Source organism: Acinetobacter lwoffii (assembly GCF_024129735.1).
GTDB lineage: Bacteria > Pseudomonadota > Gammaproteobacteria > Pseudomonadales > Moraxellaceae > Acinetobacter > Acinetobacter lwoffii_H.
Genome location: NZ_JAMXXK010000013.1, coordinates 50,056 through 67,343 on the forward strand (window position 1 = coordinate 50,056; position 17,288 = coordinate 67,343).

The following is a 17,288-nucleotide window of genomic DNA, read 5'->3' on the forward strand; positions in this document are numbered from 1 at the left end:
ATTTTATTTCGCGAAAAGGCAAGCAGTTCCATGTTTTTCTTCGAATTGTTTGACCCAATTCTCATGTTCTTGCAGTTCCTGTTCTGACGGAAGAATTACCGGTAATTCAATTTCAACTCTGGCCATCCCTGAGCGGCTGTTCTGGTCTTCAGACTGAGACAGGGCATCGATATCAAAAGACACCTGTCCACCGGTCATCGCCAGATAAACATCCGACAGGATTTCCGCATCAAGCAAGGCACCGTGGAAAGTACGGTCACGTTGTGGAATCTCGTAACGGCGCACTAAGGCATCTAGCGAGTTTTTCTGACCGGGATGCTTGGACTTGGCCAGTGCCAGGGTATCGGTGACGTCACAGACTTCGGAGAGCGTTTTAAAACCTGCGCGTTTGAATTCCATATCCAGAAAGTTCATATCGAAGGTCGCGTTATGCGCAATAATTTCCGCGCCGTGTAAATAGTCAAACAGCACTTGAGAAATTTCTTCAAACAGCGGTTTGTCTTGCAGGAATTCGTCGGTGATCCCGTGGACATTGACAGAATCACCGACCGGTGTTTTCGGATTGATATAAATATGAATCGAGCTGCCGGTCAGTTTGCGGTTAATCATTTCCAGCGCGCCGACTTCAATAATCCGGTCACCATCCTGATAATAAAAACCGGTGGTTTCAGTATCCAGAATCAGTTGTCGTGGGCCATGCAGCTGTAACTTGGCCGGTGTAATGACAATTTGCGGATGTATCTCAGTCGAGGCAGATGCGTCTGAAGATGAAGCATCTTCATTGCTGTCCGTTGCTAAAACTTCAGTCTGTACAATTTCTTCAACAGTCACTTCGATGATTTCTTCCGGCAGGTCTTCCAGCTCTTCTTCACTCTCAGCCAGATCCAGACCGAAAGGATCATCTAGCAACCAGTCGGGTTCAGATTTTTTTTTATCTTCAGACATTGAAGGGCTTTGCTTGGATTTTTTCAGGGTTTCATCAGCACCCAGATTGGCCAGCTGATCGGCCATTTCATTGCCCGGATGTCCAGCATGACCTTTGACCCAGTGCCATTCAATATCGCGTCCTTGACAGACTTCATCGAGTTTTTGCCACAGATCCGGATTTTTGACGTCTTTCCAGTTTTTCTTTTTCCAGCCGTGAATCCATTCGGTAATGCCTTGTTTGACGTACTTGGAATCGGTATAGATCACCAGTTTGTCTTGCTTGTCACAGAACAGAATCCCTTCAATCGCAGCCGTCAGTTCCATACGGTTATTGGTAGTATGGTCTTCACCGCCACAGATTTTGTGTTCTTGTTGGCCATTAACAATGTACGCACCCCAACCGCCTAAACCCGGGTTGCCGCGACAGGCGCCATCAACATAAAGTGTGATAGTTTGTGACATAGATTAAATCCGATCAAAATAGAACAAGCTGGAAGGCTTATTGTATAGCGCAAATGCAGTCGATCAATCTATATGTCCGGGATTTTTTAATTTCTTGTAACATTTAACGTGAAATCGCGGTAAATTATTGGCTTGAGTCTTCGACATGCTTCACTACAATGGCATATCTAAAAAATAAATTTATATACGAGTTGTTTGGATTTCTTTATGTATAAACCAACCGCAATTTTGTGGCAGCCGACATTACCTACATTTTTAAAATATTCTGTACTGGGAACTGCGCTTGCTTCTCTAGGACTGACGGGCTGTTCATCTACACAAAGTGCGACCCAAACAGCATCAAGCAAGCAGGTTGGATCACAATATTTGGATGCCAGCAGTCTGGATGGACTCGAAGATTTACTCTCTGCAACGGATATGCGTGCAGTCGAAGGTGACCGTTTACAGATTCTGAAACATGGTGATGTCTGGAAACGCATGACCGTGGGTTTCAAGATGGACTTAAGTGTCTGGAATCCGCGGATTGATGCGCAGCGTGGCTGGTTTATTTCACGTCAGCCTTATCTGGATCGCTTAAGTGCGCGTGCATCACGTTATTTATATTACACGGTAAAAGAAGCAGAACGCCGTGGTATGCCGACCGAGTTGGCGCTGTTACCGATTATCGAAAGTTCTTATGATCCGGCTGCGACCAGTAGTGCGGCGGCGGCAGGTTTATGGCAATTTATTCCAAGTACCGGCCGTATTTATGGTTTAAAGCAGACCTCATTATACGATGGTCGCCGTGATGTAGTGGAATCGACCCGTGCAGCCTATGAATTTTTAGGCAGTCTGTATAACCAGTTTGGTTCCTGGGAATTGGCGCTCGCTTCTTATAATGCCGGCCCAGGCCGTATCCAGCAGGCAATTAACCGTAACAAAGCCGCAGGTCTGCCCACCGATTATTGGTCATTGAAACTACCACAAGAAACCATGAGTTACGTGCCACGTTTCCTGGCGGTTGCACAAATTATTAAAAATCCGGGCAGTTATGGGGTGAGTTTGCCACCGATTGCCAACCGTCCGCATTTCCGTGAAGTACCGGTCGGTGTTGCCAGTTTAAATGAAATTGCAGCGATTACCGGTTTGAGCCGTGCAGAACTGTATCAATTAAACCCGGGTCATCGTGGTGATCATATTGATCCTGCAAGTCCGCGCCGTATTCTGATTCCAGCTGACCTAAGTCCTTCAGTCGATGAAAAGCTAAAAAAATTATCCGGTTCAGGTGGTTTATGGGCGAGTAACACGAGCAGCCTGCCGCGAAATACGACGACAGTGGTGCCCACCAGAGCTGCACCGCCAGAATTAAATACCAAAACGATTACACCTTCTAAACAGACTCCGCCAGCGGTTGTTAGTAATCAGCCTGCAACGACTGTTGCTAAAACAACGACTCCGGCTAAAGCTGCAAGTACGCCACCTGTCGTCACAGCAGCGGTAAGTACCGCGACAACGGCAAATACTGTAACGCAGACTACGAAAAAGATTTCGACGCCTAAAGGCTCATCTGCCTTGGCCAGTTTTGCGGCACAAAGTGATTTGCCGATTCCAAGTGCGCCGCGTATTCCGGTAGCTGTAACACCTGCAGCGCCAGCGAAACAGATTCAGGTCGAACCACCGATTTCGGCAGCTGAGCGTCAGCAAGTTGAGCAGGCGGTCATCGCACAGGATATTCAGAAAACTGTAGATGAAATTCTGCAGCCTGTCGCAACACCGGCAGAACAGGCCCAAGTGGTTGAAGAGCTGAAAGCATTGGCGCCGGCAGGTACAGAAATTGTTGATCCTTATGATGGCAAAATCAAGCTGACTGCCATTCAAACCAGCCTGTCTGTGGCTGAGCAGCAAGGTAAGGAGCTGACCAAAGGCTTCTCTTATCCAAAAGAAGTTGCTGACAATACCACTGCGAACTCGGTTGAAGCCAAGCTAAATCAGGGCAAAAATTACGTCAAGACGGATTCTGAAGTGGTGGTAGTGGCTCCAAAAGGCAAACGCAGTACCTATAAGGTATTACCAGGTGATAATCTGGCAATGATTGCGGCCAAAAATGGCGTGAACTGGCGTGATGTGGCGAAATGGAACCAGATTGATCCAAATTCTCCGCTGTATGTGGGTACCACCATTTATCTATATGATGCCAAACCTGTACAGGAAGCCAGCAAAGCCAAAGAAAAGCCGGAAACTTATGTCGTTCAGGCCAATGACTCTCTGACCAGTGTAGCGAATCAGTTTGGTTTTAGCGTGAAACAACTGGCTGATTTTAATGGACTGAGTACCAATAGCGGTCTGTTTGTTGGGCAAAAGCTGTCACTGAAAGAAACGGTTGCCTCTAAATCCAAAGCTGAAGAGATTAAAAAAGCTGAAACTGCCAAGGTTCAGACTAAATCCTATACAGTGAAACGCGGTGAGTATCTGAAACTGATTGCCGATCGTTACGGGCTTTCAAATACCGAACTGGCATCATTAACGTCGGGTCTGACTGCCAGTAGCAGTCTGATGGTGGGACAGAAAATCAATGTACCACTTCAGGAAGTTGAAGGGCTAACAACATCTAACCAGAAAACTGAACAGAAGTTTGAAAATGTTAAAGTCGATCAGACTGCAACTGAAAACTATCAGGTCAAACGCGGTGAAACACTGTATAGCATTGCCAGTCAAAGCAAGCTGAGTGTCTCTGAACTGGCTGCACTGAATGGGTTGTCTGCCAATAGTGGTTTACGTATAGGTCAGACCATCAAGATTCCAGCCGGCAGTCAAATCCCTGAAACCTATACGGTTCAATCGGGTGATACGCTGACCGGTATTGCCGCAAGATATAATTTGTCAATGGACCAGGTGGCGAGCCTGAATGGCATGTCACGTAATGCAGGTTTGCGAGTGGGGCAGCGTCTGAAACTGAGTGGTGACGTGACAGAACCGGTAAGTGAAGTGGTCGCGGAAACTGCGGTCAAGAATACAAAATCGGATTCGCATGTGGTGAAGTCAGGGGAAACCTTAAGCTCTATTGCACGTCAGTATCATTTACAACTGCAATATCTGGCAGATTTGAACGGCCTGAATACCAATAGCACAGTGCGTATTGGTCAGCGTTTAAAAATTGAGGGTGACTTTCCGGCAGATAAAAAAGTTGAAGGCGTGAAAGTGGCAGCTAAGCCTGTAGCTTCTAAGGCAACTGAATCCTATACGGTAAAATCCGGTGAATCCCTGAATGCAATTGCCAGCCGTTTAGGCATAAGCGTGACCGACCTGGCTCAGTTAAATAATCTGAGTCCACGCGCAGGATTGCGTGTCAGTCAAACGATCCAGATTCCAAAACTGGTGACGGATTATAAAGTCAAACGCGGTGATACCTTAATCGGTCTGGCTTCACGTTATGGTCTGAACAGCAATGAACTGGCGGAAATGAATGATCTCAAACCAAATACACAATTGCGTATTGGTGATGTGATTAAAGTGCCGAATTAATGAATGGATCATGAGATTCGCGCATTTATTTAAAACTTTCAGGTTGATCTGGCTAGCCCCGCTGCTCGTAAGTAGCAGTTGGGCAGCTCTGATCACCACCCCATATATTGCACTACATAGCCAGCCGAAATATGCCCAGGCCAAATCCCTGCCTTATGCCAATCCGCAAGCACCGAAAGGCGGTACGCTGATTCTGGCAGCTGATGGCAGTTTCGATAATTTGAACAGCATGAATGGCAAGGGCAATGTCACTGAGGGGGGCAACTATATTTTTGACAGTTTGCTGTCCAAGTCACTGGATGAGCCCGGTGTGTACTATCCTTTGCTGGCGGAAAAAGTCAGTTTTGACCCCAAGAAAACTGCCTTTATTATTTTTCATTTAAATCCCAAAGCACGGTTTAGCAATGGCCAGCCGGTGACTGCACAAGATGTCAAATACAGTTTTGAGTTGTTTCAGACCCAGTCCAATTTTGGCCTGCAAATGTATCTAGCTGATTTAAACCGGCTGGAAGTCCTGTCACCTTTACAGGTCAAAATGCATTTTAAATCCGGACATAATCCGGAAATGGCGATGATTGTCGCGCAGATGCCCATTTATTCTAAACAGGAATGGCAAAAACGTAATTTTAAAGAATTGACGCTGAAACCGATGCTGGGTTCAGGGCCTTATGTCATTGAACACATAGATGCTGGACGTAGTATTAGCTACAAACGCAATCCCCGATACTGGGGCAAAGACTTGATGGTCAATCGCGGGCGTTATAATTTTGACCGGATCAAGTATCGTTATTATCGTAGTCCTGAAATCAAGTTTGAAGCTTTCAAGTCAGGCCAATTTACCTTGCATGAGGAAAAACAGGTCAACCGCTGGGTGAAAGACTACCAGTTTCCCGCCGTTCGGCAAGGACAGGTGCAGCGTTACCGCTTTCAGCATCACAACCCGATTCCGACCCAGAGTCTGATATTCAATACCCGCCGTCAGCCTTTTGCCGATATCCGTTTCCGCCAAGCCTTGAGTTTTGCCTATGACTTTGAATGGCTGAATAAAGCCATGTTCTATGGTGAATATCAGCGCCTGAACAGCTTTTTTTCCAATAGCGAGCTTGCATCTCATGGACGGCCAGGCATTCAAGAACTGCACATTTTAAAACCCCATTTAAAGCAGCTTGATCCGGTTCAACGTCAGGCTGTACTGCAGGACTGGAAATATCCTCAGTCAGATGCCTCCGGTTTTAACCGGAACAATCTGTTAAAAGCCCGTCAATTGCTATTAAAGGCAGGCTATCGTTATCAACAGGGGAAGTTGGTCAATGCTGCGGGTCAACCGGTACAGATTGAGTTCCTGTTGCATCAGGCGGAACAGCAGCGTGATCTGATGCCATATCTACGTCATTTAAAACGCTTGGGCATTCAGGCCAGCATTCGTATGGTAGAAACCGCGCAATATTATGAACGGCTGCGGAATTATCAGTTTGATATGATTGTTGATACCATGCCGCAATCCCTGACACCGGGGCAGGAGCAGAAACAGTTCTGGGGCAGTCAGGCCGCCACGCAGCCAGGTAATTATAATTATGCCGGCATTCGAAATCCGGCCATTGATGCTGTCATTCAGCAGGTGACTCAGGCTCAAAACCGTGAACAGCTGGTGAATAGTACCCGAGCATTAGACCGTTTACTGCGTGCAGGCTATTATCATATTCTGACTTATGGTACGGGCGAATACTGGTATGCTTACTGGAATATGTATCAGCAGCCGCAACGAAAACCTAAACTCTCCGCCGGGATTGATTACTGGTGGGTCGATGCGGCAAAGGCCAGACATGTGGCTGATTATTTCAAACAGCATTAAGCTCCAAGCCTATCAGGGAGTGCCATGAGCACTTATATTCTCAAACGTCTGTTGCTGATGATTCCAACCTTGCTGATCATTTTGCTGATCAATTTCATGGTGATCCAGCTGGCACCCGGTGGTCCGGTGGAGCAGGCGATTTATCAGGCGCAACAGGTTAATAGTTTGGCGCATACCGGATTGCAGTATCAGGGAAAGCAAGGCCTCACACCGGAGATGCTTGAGCAGATCAATACCCAATACGGCTTTGACCAGCCGCTGCATATCCGCTTTTGGGAAATGGTAACGCGTTATGCGCAGTTTGATCTGGGGCAGAGTTTTTTCAAAGACAAGCCTGTGACTGAACTCATCTGGGAAAAATTGCCAGTATCGCTTTCTTTAGGCTTGTGGAGTACCTTGTTGATTTATCTGGTCTCTATTCCTTTAGGGATCAGGAAAGCCCGCAAACATGGCAGTCTGTTTGATCAGACCACCTCTCTAATGTTGGCCGTGGGCTATGCCATTCCAGCCTTTATTTTTGCCATTTTACTTATCGTTTTTTTTGCTGGCGGGTCTTATCTGCACTGGTTTCCCTTGCAGGGCATTCGCTCTGAAAATTTTGCTGAACTCTCATTCTTTGCGAAAATTCATGATTATTTCTGGCATATGGCCTTGCCGCTGTTGGCCATGGTGCTCGGCGGATTTGCCAGTTTGACCTATCTGGTCAAATTTTCTTTTGTGGAAGAGCTGAGCAAACAATATGTCCTGGCTGCGCGGGCCAAAGGTTTAACTGAACATGCAGTGCTGTATCGGCATGTATTCCGGAATGCCATTTTAGTGCTTATCGCAGGTTTGCCCGAAGTTCTGATCGGGGTGTTTTTCGTGGGCAACCTGTTCATCGAGATTATCTTTAATCTGGATGGGTTAGGCGTCTTAGGTTTTGAGGCGATTATTCAGCGTGACTATCCGGTGATTTTTGGTACTTTGTTTATTTTTACTTTGCTCGGCCTGATACTGCGTTTACTCAGTGATTTGCTGTATCAACTGATTGATCCACGGATTCATTTCAGTTCACGTCGAGGATCACAATAATGTCTTCCTTGATGCAAGCACGCTGGCAACGTTTTAAGCAGCATAAGCTAGGCTTTAGCTGCTTCATTATTTTCAGTGCTATTTTCATCATTTCCTTGGGTGCAGAACTAATTGCTAACGATAAGCCCTTGCTGGTGAAATATGATCATGCTTTTTATCTGCCCATCCTGAAATCCTATCCGGAAACCACGTTTGGTGGAGTATTTGAGACAGAAGCAGAATATAAAGATCCCGTTGTACAGCAACTGATTGCAGAAAAAGGCTGGGCGATCTGGCCCATCATTCCATTTTCTTATCAAACGCCAAATTTTGAACTGGCTGAACCGGTGCCTTCGCCCCCGAGTGCGCAAAACTGGCTGGGAACAGATGATCAAGGCCGTGACGTTCTGGCACGGATTCTATATGGCTTAAGGATTTCATTACTGTTTGGTTTTGCACTGACTTTATTGTCTGCGGCGCTGGGAATTTTAGCAGGGGCAATTCAGGGTTATTATGGTGGATGGATTGACCTGATCGGGCAACGCATACTCGAAGTCTGGAGTGGTTTGCCGATGCTGTTTATGGTGATGGTACTGGTCAGTCTGTTTACCCCGAGTATTTACTGGCTGTTTCTGATCATGCTGTTATTTGGCTGGACCACACTGGTGAGTATGGTGCGCGCTGAGTTTTTACGCGCCAGAAATCTGGAATATGTCTGGGCAGCAAAAAGTATCGGGGCCGGGGATGGACGGATCATGTTCAAACATATTCTCCCCAATGTGATAGGTTCTAGCCTGTCACAGTTACCTTTTATGCTAACCGCCAATATTACTGCACTGACAGCGCTGGATTTTTTAGGGTATGGTTTGCCACCCGATTCGGCATCCCTAGGGGAACTCTTGCTTCAGGCCAAAAACAACTTAAATGCGCCGTGGCTAGCATTGTCGGGATTCTTTAGTTTGGCCATTGTACTGAGTTTGCTGATCTATATGGGAGAAGCAGTACGGGATGCTTTTGATCCAAGAAACTAAATCACAAAAATCTTTAACCATGAAAAAATAAGCAGATAAAATTGTGTAAATTTGACAAGACTGATTGTCAATTGTTCTGGCTTACGTTATAAACGAGTACAAAATAAAAGTAACGTATCAGGAAAGATCATGACTCAATTGGCCGATTCCATTCAAATTCGCAATACCACTTTCAAAAATCGCATCATCAAAGGTGCCATGAGTGAAGCACTGGCCAATGATGCCGGCCAACCCAATCAGGCGCATTTCAAGTTGTATGAAGCATGGGCCGAAGGTGGCTTGGGTTGTGCTATTACGGGTAATGTCATGGTGGATTATCGTGCCAAGAATGAACCGGGCGTCGTAGTGGTAGAAACAGAACGTGATCTGGCGCAGCTCAAAGTCTGGGCTGACGTAGGCAAACAACATGATATGGTACAACTGGTCCAGTTGTCACATCCGGGCCGCCAGTGTCCCAAAGGTCTGAATAAAGAAACGGTTGCACCTTCGGCAGTATCCTTTAGTCCGGCTTTGGCCATGAGCTTTGGAACCCCACGGGAACTGCGCGAAGATGAAATCCTGGATATTATTCAGCGCTTTGCCACTTCGGCTGCCATCTGTAAAAAAGCAGGATTTGAGGGGGTGCAGTTGCATGGGGCACATGGTTATCTGATTAGCCAGTTTCTGTCACCGCTGACCAATAAGCGTCAGGATCAATGGGGTGGTAGTATTGAGAATCGTACCCGTTTCTTGCTGCAAACCTATCAGGCTGTTCGTGCTGCGACTTCGGAAAATTTTATTATTTCAGTCAAGCTGAATTCAGCTGATTTCCAGCGTGGCGGTATTAGCGAAGAAGATGTCATTTATGTCTTTAAGGCGATGGACGCTGCAGGCATTGATATCATTGAAGTGTCAGGTGGTAGCTATGAAGCACCTGCGATGGCCGGCGTGAAAGCAGACAAGCGCAAGGCCTCGACCATTGCCCGTGAAGCCTATTTCCTCGATTTTGCCGAAAAAATCCGTCAGGAAGTGAAGTGCCATATCATGGTCACTGGTGGATTCCGAACAGTTGAAGGCATGAATGCCGCGCTCGACAGTGGTGCCTGTGATTTTGTCGGGATTGCACGTCCCTTTGCGGTAGAACCTGACTTGGGTAATCGTCTGGTTGCGGGGCAGGATGTACGTTATGCGGTTGAGAAAATTAAAACCGGTATTCCAATGGTCGACAAAATGGCGATTATGGAAATCATCTGGTATGCCGCGCAGTTTAAGGAAATTGCCAAAGGCAAGCAGCCTAATCCGAAACTGTCACCACTAAAAGTCTTTTTGCAGTATCTGAAAGGCAATGTCAAAGCGGTGATCAAGGGACAATTAAACTCGCGAAAATCGGCTTAATTTATATTAAAAAAAACCGGACACTGCAAATGTCCGGTTTTTTAATTTCTGGCATTTAGGAGTGCTTTAGGAATAATGCATCGCTTGGGTCTGAAAAGGAAATAATAACTGACTTAACTGACGAGTCGCCCATAAGCCTATTTCGGTATGATGCATATGCGGTGTAGTATAAGGAATCAGTAAATCAATTTTCTGTTCAGCACCCTCACAGCGCATGAAGCGGCTTTTTAACTGATTTAAGCGCTGCTGGTCCATACGGCTCATTGCAGGTTCAATTTTTGCCTGTAATGGGGTTGCACTACGTGAGGACAGGCGAGTTGCCAAGCCTGCCCCCTGAATCCAGTCTTTAATAATCTGTTTTTCAGTCGCATTAAAGACCCCAAACATTTTACCCTCCGGATGATCGATCATTTTCCAGAAGCGGCTTTGTTCTATTGGCGCATCTTTCACTATCCAGCCTTTTTCAATCATGACCTGCAAAAACTCGGCAATCTGGGCAGGATCGGACAACCAGTCATTGATGGTCTTGCCACTAAACTGGCATTTCTGATTATGAATATATTGACCAATCAGCGCTTTATTCTGGAAAACTTTTAAAGCCATCTGCCCAATATCCAGTTCCTTAATGATCTGGGAGGAACTTTTGCCGATGTCATTCAGAACATAGCCTTTTTTAATCAGTTCAAGATAAATTTGTGGATCTTCAGCTTGATTAAAATGCTGGATAAACGCTTGCAGGGATTTCTGCGCATGACCATTGTGAACATTATCAATAGTAATGTGCACATTGAAATAATGCGGATCGATACCCAGTTCAGCCAGTTCATAATTGGTGATTAACAGATGTAGCGGTAACTGTTCATAGCCGAGATTAAAGCCAATGACCAAAGGTAAATATTTGGCTGGGGCATAAGCTAGTGCTAGCTGTACGGCAGCCTGTTCGTAGTAACTGTCATCCAAATGCTCGGCGTAACTGTTCAGCTCATAATGACTCAACAGGTCCTGATACATGGTGACATGATTGGCACGCGGATGCCCTAAACCAAGCTCTTCGAGATAGATGTAAATCAAATCTTTTAGCTCGGGCCGATTACAGTTTGGCACGGTCGAATATAACCAGGCACCATCGACCAGTTTGACCGGTGCAACTTTCGCCAGGAATTCGAAAGCATGAGAAACCGTTGGAAAATATTCCCGAGGCTGCTGCTGTTTACGGCGATTGACATAGGCCTGGAAAGTGGCACAGATTTGATGATGTTGTTCTAAAAGATGCTGTTCAACCTGTGCGGGCTGATCTAACCATCCGAGAGTATCAATATTTAAATTTTTAATCAGATCGCTCAAATAAGATTCGGCTTTTTCGGTTTTGGTATATGTCGAAATTTCAGTATCTTGAAAAAAGTCGACCCAATCCTTAAAGCTTTTAATTTGATAATTATGATTTTTATTTGGCGATAAAGGTAAACTTAGCTCTGTGCTGACGAACATAATCTGATCCTTGCAGATTTCTCTTGATTTACCTTAACGTGCCCTCTAAAAGCAGGGTGTTGAATTTTTGTTCTAATTTATTGGTGTATTGCTTTAAATGAAAATGAACGGATATTTCTGTGCATAGAAATGTAAAAAATACAAAGTGTAAAATTAAGAATGGGATGGCAGCCCCCAGAAAAAGAGTTAGATTTGAACGAATGATAAAAACAGGGTTTAAAAATTTGAAAAATAAAATTTGCAAGATAAAAAAGCCCGAGTCGCAATGCTCGGGCTTTTTGTTGAGATGTTGCCATCTCGAATATGGCGTCCCTACGGGGATTCGAACCCCGGTTACCGCCGTGAAAGGGCGATGTCCTAGGCCTCTAGACGATAGGGACAGTACAGAAGATAAATTTTAAAACCCTTACTTTTAGCTGGAAGTAATGGCGTCCCTACGGGGATTCGAACCCCGGTTACCGCCGTGAAAGGGCGATGTCCTAGGCCTCTAGACGATAGGGACTTAATAAAATGTACTTCTGAAAATTGGCGTCCCTACGGGGATTCGAACCCCGGTTACCGCCGTGAAAGGGCGATGTCCTAGGCCTCTAGACGATAGGGACGTTTCAGAGGTGGGCGTATAATAGGGTGAAAACAGGGGGGTGTCAAACGCATTTCCATAAAAAAAATGATTTTCTGGATTGAGTGCGTAAATTTAAAACAATCTTGTGAAAATACTGGAAAATTACATGGTTTAAGCTGGATTTTTAAGCAATTCCAGAATTGCTTCTACCACCTGCGGATGCAGTAAATAGCCGGTAATATCATGCGGGCGGTGAATATGCGTACGAATGCCGTGGTTAATAATGGCGGGTTGGAACTGAAATGGCGGTTGTGTAAGAGGAAAGGCGGTAAGAAAATCATCAGTTGAATAAAAATTTATCCAGTCGCCTGTAATTGCAGCAGGTCGTACAATGGGTTGCGGTAAATGTGACTGGATTACCTGGAAGGCTAGTGGCGATCCTAAAGTAATAAAACGCTGTATATTCAGTTCAGGATGCTGGATGAGATAATTATAGGCAATCACACTGCCCAGAGAATGAGCAATCACAATACAAGGTTTGCGACCATTCACTTGCCGGGCAATTCGCTCATGAACTTCCCTCATGAAAGCAGGATTGTCGAGATACAGGTAGGTTTCAATCAGAAATTTCTGAAGCAGGCTACGATGCAGACTGGGAAAATAATTCAGCAATAATACAAAGTCTCGCAGTGCAATATTTTTGCTTAGCGTGGTAATAAATTTGAATTTCTGTTTGAAATCCATCGGGTCATTCAGATGAAGCTGAGGAAGATCTGAAATCACGGGCTTGTGCCAGCCAGGACGTGGAACTGGTGCAGGAAGCTGAGGATGGACAGGTTGACGGAAACGAAAGCTGGGCCATTGCTGGGGCATCAAGGTTCCAGCATTCAGGATGTTGCGAACGTTATAGTGTGAAAGCAAGTCTCCATAAAATGGAATGTGAATATGACGTCGTAAATAACTAAATCTGGCATCATGACGGTGTTTGCGAATGCCTTTTTGAAGTATATGCAGCCAGCGCTGGCGAATCGATGCAGCACTGTGATGTTGCTGGTTCATTCCATGAATAAAAATAACTTTCATCGATACCTCACGGAGGTCGATCTATATATTCACAGTATAGAGAAAATTGCGGCAAGCCAAGCTGCACTTTTTGTGGCGTTAATGTGTAAATTATCTTTGATAAAACAATCATTAACAGACATCCGTATATTTATAAAAAAGGCAGAAAAAGCAGTAAATTGGTAGGTCTGGATGAAAGATTTTACTGAATAGAAGAAGAATATGAATGGAACGGTAAAAGTTGAATTTAGAGTTTGACGTGAGTCTTATAGCAATTCCAGTAGCGCTTTAATGACGTCTGGATGCTGAATATAACCATCAATATCATGCGGATGATAAATGGAGGTATGAATCTCCTGATTAATAATCGCAGGCTGAAGCTGGAAGTGTGGTTCTGATAATGGAAAGGCAGTCAGAAAGTCATCGCTACAATAGAAATTTATCCAATCGCCTGAAATTGCAGCAGGTCGTACAATCGGTTGCGGCAGATGAGCCTGGATGACCCGAAATGCCAACGGTGATCCAAGAGTAATAAAACGCTTGATATTCAGCTCCGGATGCTGAATCAAATAATTATAGGCAATCACGCTGCCAAGCGAATGTGCCACCAGAATCTGTGGCCTGCTGCTATAGAGTTGATCATGAATGCGGCGGTGAACTTCCTGCATAAAATCCGGGTTGGCCAAATAAAGATAAGTTTCCAGCAAAACTTATGCAAAAAGCTGGCATGTAAGCTGGGAAAATAATTGATGAGTACCGCAAAATCCCGCAAGGCAATATCTTTGCTTAATGCTGTAATGAATTTCAGTTTTTGATTGAAATTCAGGACATCATCAATATTCGACTGCGGGACGTCACAAATTTGATAGGTACACTGGTCTGGTGGCGATGCCGGTTGCAGCTGTGCGGGATGTAAAAAAGGGAAATGCGGCCACTGTTGCGGCATCAGGGTGCTGGCATTCAAGACGTTATGAAAATGATGCCGAGAAAGTAAATCGCCATAAAAAGGGATACGGATATGCCGTTTTAAATAAGTAAAACGGGCTTGCTGTTGTAGGTTTTTCTGAAGGCCTGTTTTGAAGAGATGCAGCCAATGTTGACGTAATGAAGTAGCCGTATATTGTTGCTTGTTCATGCCGTGAATAAACACAATTTTCATCGACGCACCCTTAGGGCTGCCCACTATGGTCATAGTATAGATAAAAAAAAGAGCGGCCGAAGCCGCTCTTTTAAAACTGATGATTAAGACTTGTTATGATAAAAGGCATAATAACTTGCATAACACGCTGCAATAAACAGCAGACATCCTACGAAGCTGATACGCATTGATGGATCAAAGACCATACTGATACAGGTAATAAAACAGAACACAAAGCCTAGGATTGGAACAATCGGGAACAATGGTGCAGCAAAGCCCAGTTCTTTTGCCGTATGACCCTGTTTATACCACTGACGACGGAAGTTGAACTGGCTTAAGCAAATACTCATCCAGACCACCACCATGGTAAACGCTGCAACGCCCAGCAAGTTGGTAAAGATCGTCTCTGGCGCAAACTGTTCAGACAATAAACCTGGCAATGCACCCAGCATAGTCACCATAACTGCAATATACGGTACACCGCGAGCATTCAGTCTTGAGAATACGGCAGGCAACTGTTTGCTGTATGACAATGACCACATCATACGAGAAGCAGCAAATAGACCTGAGTTGGCAGCAGACAACAATGCAGTGATAATGACAAAGCGGATGATGTCTTCAGCATATGGGATACCAATGTGCTGGAATACGGTTACGAATGGACTGCTACTTACGCCTTCAGCGGCTAAGCCTGCTTCCTGATGCGGAAGTAATGCGGTCACCACGATAATGGTACCTACAAAGAAAATTAATAAGCGGAAAATCGCAGTATTAATCGCTTTCGGGACATTTTTTGCAGGATCTTCAGTTTCACCGGCAGCCACACCAATCAGCTCGGTACCAGAGAAGGCAAAGTTCACGATCAGCATCGTAGCAAAAATCGGAAACAGACCTTCAGGGAACCAGCCCTGTGCAGTCAGATTGGTAAATAAAGGCGCAGCTTCATAGCCTTGATAGCCCAGAACACCAAAGATGGCCAATAGACCTAAAAGAATAAAAGCAACAACCGTGACCACTTTTACCAGTGCCAGCCAGAATTCGGATTCGGCAAACCAGCGGGTAGAAATCATATTTAGACTAAATACGAATACACCAAAGATAATGGTCCATAACCACATGGAAATGTCCGGGAACCATTCCTGCATCAGCAAGGCCGCTGCAGTAAATTCAGTTCCGAGAGTGACCGACCATGTCAGCCAGTATAACCAGGTGATGGTATAGCCTGTGCCTGGTCCAATATAACGTTTGGCATAAGCGCCAAATGAACCAGATTCTGGCATATGAACGGCAAGTTCGCCCAAACATAGCATCACCATGTACGCGATAATACCGCCTAGGAGATAAGCGAGAATGGCACCTACAGGCCCCGTTTGTGCAATGACTTCACCCGACCCTAAGAATAGGCCTGTTCCGATTGCGCCACCAAGCGAAATCATGACCAGATGTCGAGTACTCATAGCGCGTTTTAAAGGCGCAGAATTGCCCTGATGCGTAGCATCATTCGGAGATGAGTGCATAGGAAATAAGAAATACTTCAAAGGAATGAAGCGAGCTATTGTAGTGAAAAACTACAAATCTGCAATCGAATAATGGTAATTTCGAATAAGGTCTGATCGTATGAGATCAATAGATGGCGTCCCTACGGGGATTCGAACCCCGGTTACCGCCGTGAAAGGGCGATGTCCTAGGCCTCTAGACGATAGGGACGTTGCGAGGTGATGCGTATATTAAGGATTAAGCAGGGGTTTGTCAAAAGGGTTTTTGCTAAAATTCATTTAACAGTTTAAACATTAGGCAAAACAAAAACTTTATTTTATTAAGATGTTATTTTCTGAACAAATTTCAAGACTATAAAAAATAAATATTTGAAAAGATCACTAAAACTTAGTGATCTGGAGTTTGATATTGTTTAGGCTGGGGATTTTCAGCAGGCGTTGTCACTGCCTCAGTCTGCGCAGTTTTATTGTCATCACGGTTGACGATATAGAGATACAGTGCCGAAGGTGCCAAAATAAGTAAAACAAGCAGGAATTTCTTGAGCATGGAAAAATTTCAAATCTTAAAATTAGTCTGATTATAGCCTAAGCAAATCTAAAAGAGCAGCAGCATGTACCTATTCAGGCTCTAGAATTTAAAAGTAACATCCGCAATAAATTGGCGGCCAATTTCAGTCATCACACGTGGTCTATCATTTGAGGTCGAGCCTGTTGTATAGGTATTCACGCGGTTGGTTACGTTGTTAATGGTTAAACCAAAAATTGCCCTTAAATCTTTTGAAATTTCCCAGTCATAGGTGGTGCGCATATCCCATGTAAATTTGGGTTTAATTTCAGAGGCTAAATAAGTGTCAAGCAGTTCACCTTCATACTCGACTTTGTCATTTTTATCGGAGACTGCAACCATATCATCGTAACTGTCTTTATAGCTAAAGAAGTTTGAAATACGTACAGGCAGTGTATCGAATGCAATATCCCAGTTTACTCGTGCGGTCCATGGTTGGTTAAAGTTTGGGGCAGGGCGGTCTGACCAACGGATAATTTGACCATCATAAGAGACCCATTCATCTTGAATGGCTTGATCATAGGCTGAAGTGTAATCTACATAAGTGCGGAAGACTTCACTGTAGTCAAATCCCAAGGCAAATAAATGTTGGCTATCCCCCAGAGCGATCGGTTGACGATTTTTAAGTATTAAGGTGTAGATGTCAGCTTTGCCACTTCCATCATTGTTATATTCGTAGAAGAATTTTGGGTGGTGTTTCAAAAAGTATGCTGAAAAAAAGCAGGTTGGATTTTGATAAAATAGAGAAATGCGAATAACTCTAGAAATCAAGTGTCCAGC

General features: G+C 44.8%; 10 protein-coding genes, 4 tRNA genes and 2 pseudogenes. 5 read left to right on the top strand and 11 right to left on the bottom strand.

Features of this window, described 5'->3' with window-relative positions:
* Nucleotides 1-3 precede the first annotated feature (3 nt).
* Complete coding sequence (gene dnaQ / locus NI469_RS05685; RefSeq protein ID WP_253174589.1) at nucleotides 4-1,389, bottom strand: DNA polymerase III subunit epsilon; 1,386 nt, start codon at nucleotides 1,387-1,389, stop codon at nucleotides 4-6.
* A 207-nt stretch (nucleotides 1,390-1,596) separates the two neighbouring features.
* Between dnaQ and NI469_RS05690 the strand changes: the two genes are divergently transcribed.
* The 5 genes from NI469_RS05690 to NI469_RS05710 all read left to right on the top strand — a co-directional run bounded on the left by NI469_RS05690 (nucleotide 1,597) and on the right by NI469_RS05710 (nucleotide 10,197).
* The gene (locus NI469_RS05690; protein WP_253174590.1) at nucleotides 1,597-4,890 is read left to right on the top strand and encodes a LysM peptidoglycan-binding domain-containing protein; all 3,294 of its coding nucleotides are present in this window, start codon (nucleotides 1,597-1,599) and stop codon (nucleotides 4,888-4,890) included.
* Between the two features lie 10 nt (nucleotides 4,891-4,900).
* Nucleotides 4,901-6,742: an extracellular solute-binding protein gene (locus NI469_RS05695; protein ID WP_253174591.1), complete on the top strand. Its 1,842-nt coding sequence runs from the start codon at nucleotides 4,901-4,903 to the stop codon at nucleotides 6,740-6,742.
* A gap of 24 nt (nucleotides 6,743-6,766) precedes the next feature.
* Nucleotides 6,767-7,813 carry a microcin C ABC transporter permease YejB gene (yejB, locus tag NI469_RS05700; RefSeq protein ID WP_253174592.1) on the top strand — a complete coding sequence of 349 codons (1,047 nt, stop codon included), beginning with the start codon at nucleotides 6,767-6,769 and terminating at the stop codon, nucleotides 7,811-7,813.
* Entirely contained in the window at nucleotides 7,813-8,823 is a 1,011-nt protein-coding gene (locus NI469_RS05705) for an ABC transporter permease (protein ID WP_005246877.1), read from the top strand. The genes yejB and NI469_RS05705 overlap by 1 nt, the downstream gene beginning before the upstream one ends.
* Nucleotides 8,824-8,952: 129 nt before the next feature.
* Nucleotides 8,953-10,197, top strand: a complete 1,245-nt coding sequence (locus NI469_RS05710) for an NADH:flavin oxidoreductase/NADH oxidase family protein (RefSeq protein WP_253174593.1) — start codon at nucleotides 8,953-8,955, stop codon at nucleotides 10,195-10,197.
* 66 nt (nucleotides 10,198-10,263) lie between these two features.
* On the opposite strand, the gene NI469_RS05715 is transcribed toward NI469_RS05710, so the two are convergent.
* The 10 genes and pseudogenes from NI469_RS05715 to NI469_RS05760 form a co-directional block, all read right to left on the bottom strand.
* Entirely contained in the window at nucleotides 10,264-11,685 is a 1,422-nt protein-coding gene (locus tag NI469_RS05715) for an iron-containing redox enzyme family protein (protein WP_253174594.1), read from the bottom strand.
* 304 nt (nucleotides 11,686-11,989) lie between these two features.
* Nucleotides 11,990-12,065, bottom strand: a tRNA-Glu gene (locus NI469_RS05720).
* Nucleotides 12,066-12,111: 46 nt separating this feature from the next.
* Nucleotides 12,112-12,187 (bottom strand) — tRNA-Glu (locus NI469_RS05725).
* Between the two features lie 24 nt (nucleotides 12,188-12,211).
* Nucleotides 12,212-12,287, bottom strand: a tRNA-Glu gene (locus tag NI469_RS05730).
* 131 nt (nucleotides 12,288-12,418) lie between these two features.
* A complete protein-coding gene (locus tag NI469_RS05735) occupies nucleotides 12,419-13,330 on the bottom strand; it encodes an alpha/beta fold hydrolase domain-containing protein (protein ID WP_253174595.1) in 912 nt (303 codons plus the stop codon).
* Nucleotides 13,331-13,575: 245 nt separating this feature from the next.
* A pseudogene (locus tag NI469_RS05740) lies at nucleotides 13,576-14,468 on the bottom strand (alpha/beta fold hydrolase).
* A gap of 83 nt (nucleotides 14,469-14,551) precedes the next feature.
* Complete coding sequence (locus tag NI469_RS05745) at nucleotides 14,552-15,964, bottom strand: amino acid permease (RefSeq protein ID WP_005107442.1); 1,413 nt, start codon at nucleotides 15,962-15,964, stop codon at nucleotides 14,552-14,554.
* 114 nt (nucleotides 15,965-16,078) lie between these two features.
* A tRNA-Glu gene (locus tag NI469_RS05750) sits at nucleotides 16,079-16,154 on the bottom strand.
* A 177-nt stretch (nucleotides 16,155-16,331) separates the two neighbouring features.
* On the bottom strand, nucleotides 16,332-16,490 hold the full coding sequence (locus NI469_RS05755) for a hypothetical protein (RefSeq protein ID WP_253099028.1): 159 nt from the start codon (nucleotides 16,488-16,490) through the stop codon (nucleotides 16,332-16,334).
* A gap of 81 nt (nucleotides 16,491-16,571) precedes the next feature.
* Nucleotides 16,572-17,288: pseudogene (locus NI469_RS05760) on the bottom strand (hypothetical protein); the annotation flags it as partial.

What these genes read in the sequence shown, in the direction of transcription:
- dnaQ (WP_253174589.1), bottom strand. Translation starts at nt 1,389, where the DNA reads ATGTCACAAACTATCACACTTTATGTTGATGGCGCCTGTCGCGGCAAC.
- NI469_RS05690 (WP_253174590.1), top strand. Translation starts at nt 1,597, where the DNA reads ATGTATAAACCAACCGCAATTTTGTGGCAGCCGACATTACCTACATTT.
- NI469_RS05695 (WP_253174591.1), top strand. Translation starts at nt 4,901, where the DNA reads ATGAGATTCGCGCATTTATTTAAAACTTTCAGGTTGATCTGGCTAGCC.
- yejB (WP_253174592.1), top strand. Translation starts at nt 6,767, where the DNA reads ATGAGCACTTATATTCTCAAACGTCTGTTGCTGATGATTCCAACCTTG.
- NI469_RS05705 (WP_005246877.1), top strand. Translation starts at nt 7,813, where the DNA reads ATGTCTTCCTTGATGCAAGCACGCTGGCAACGTTTTAAGCAGCATAAG.
- NI469_RS05710 (WP_253174593.1), top strand. Translation starts at nt 8,953, where the DNA reads ATGACTCAATTGGCCGATTCCATTCAAATTCGCAATACCACTTTCAAA.
- NI469_RS05715 (WP_253174594.1), bottom strand. Translation starts at nt 11,685, where the DNA reads ATGTTCGTCAGCACAGAGCTAAGTTTACCTTTATCGCCAAATAAAAAT.
- NI469_RS05735 (WP_253174595.1), bottom strand. Translation starts at nt 13,330, where the DNA reads ATGAAAGTTATTTTTATTCATGGAATGAACCAGCAACATCACAGTGCT.
- NI469_RS05745 (WP_005107442.1), bottom strand. Translation starts at nt 15,964, where the DNA reads ATGCACTCATCTCCGAATGATGCTACGCATCAGGGCAATTCTGCGCCT.
- NI469_RS05755 (WP_253099028.1), bottom strand. Translation starts at nt 16,490, where the DNA reads ATGCTCAAGAAATTCCTGCTTGTTTTACTTATTTTGGCACCTTCGGCA.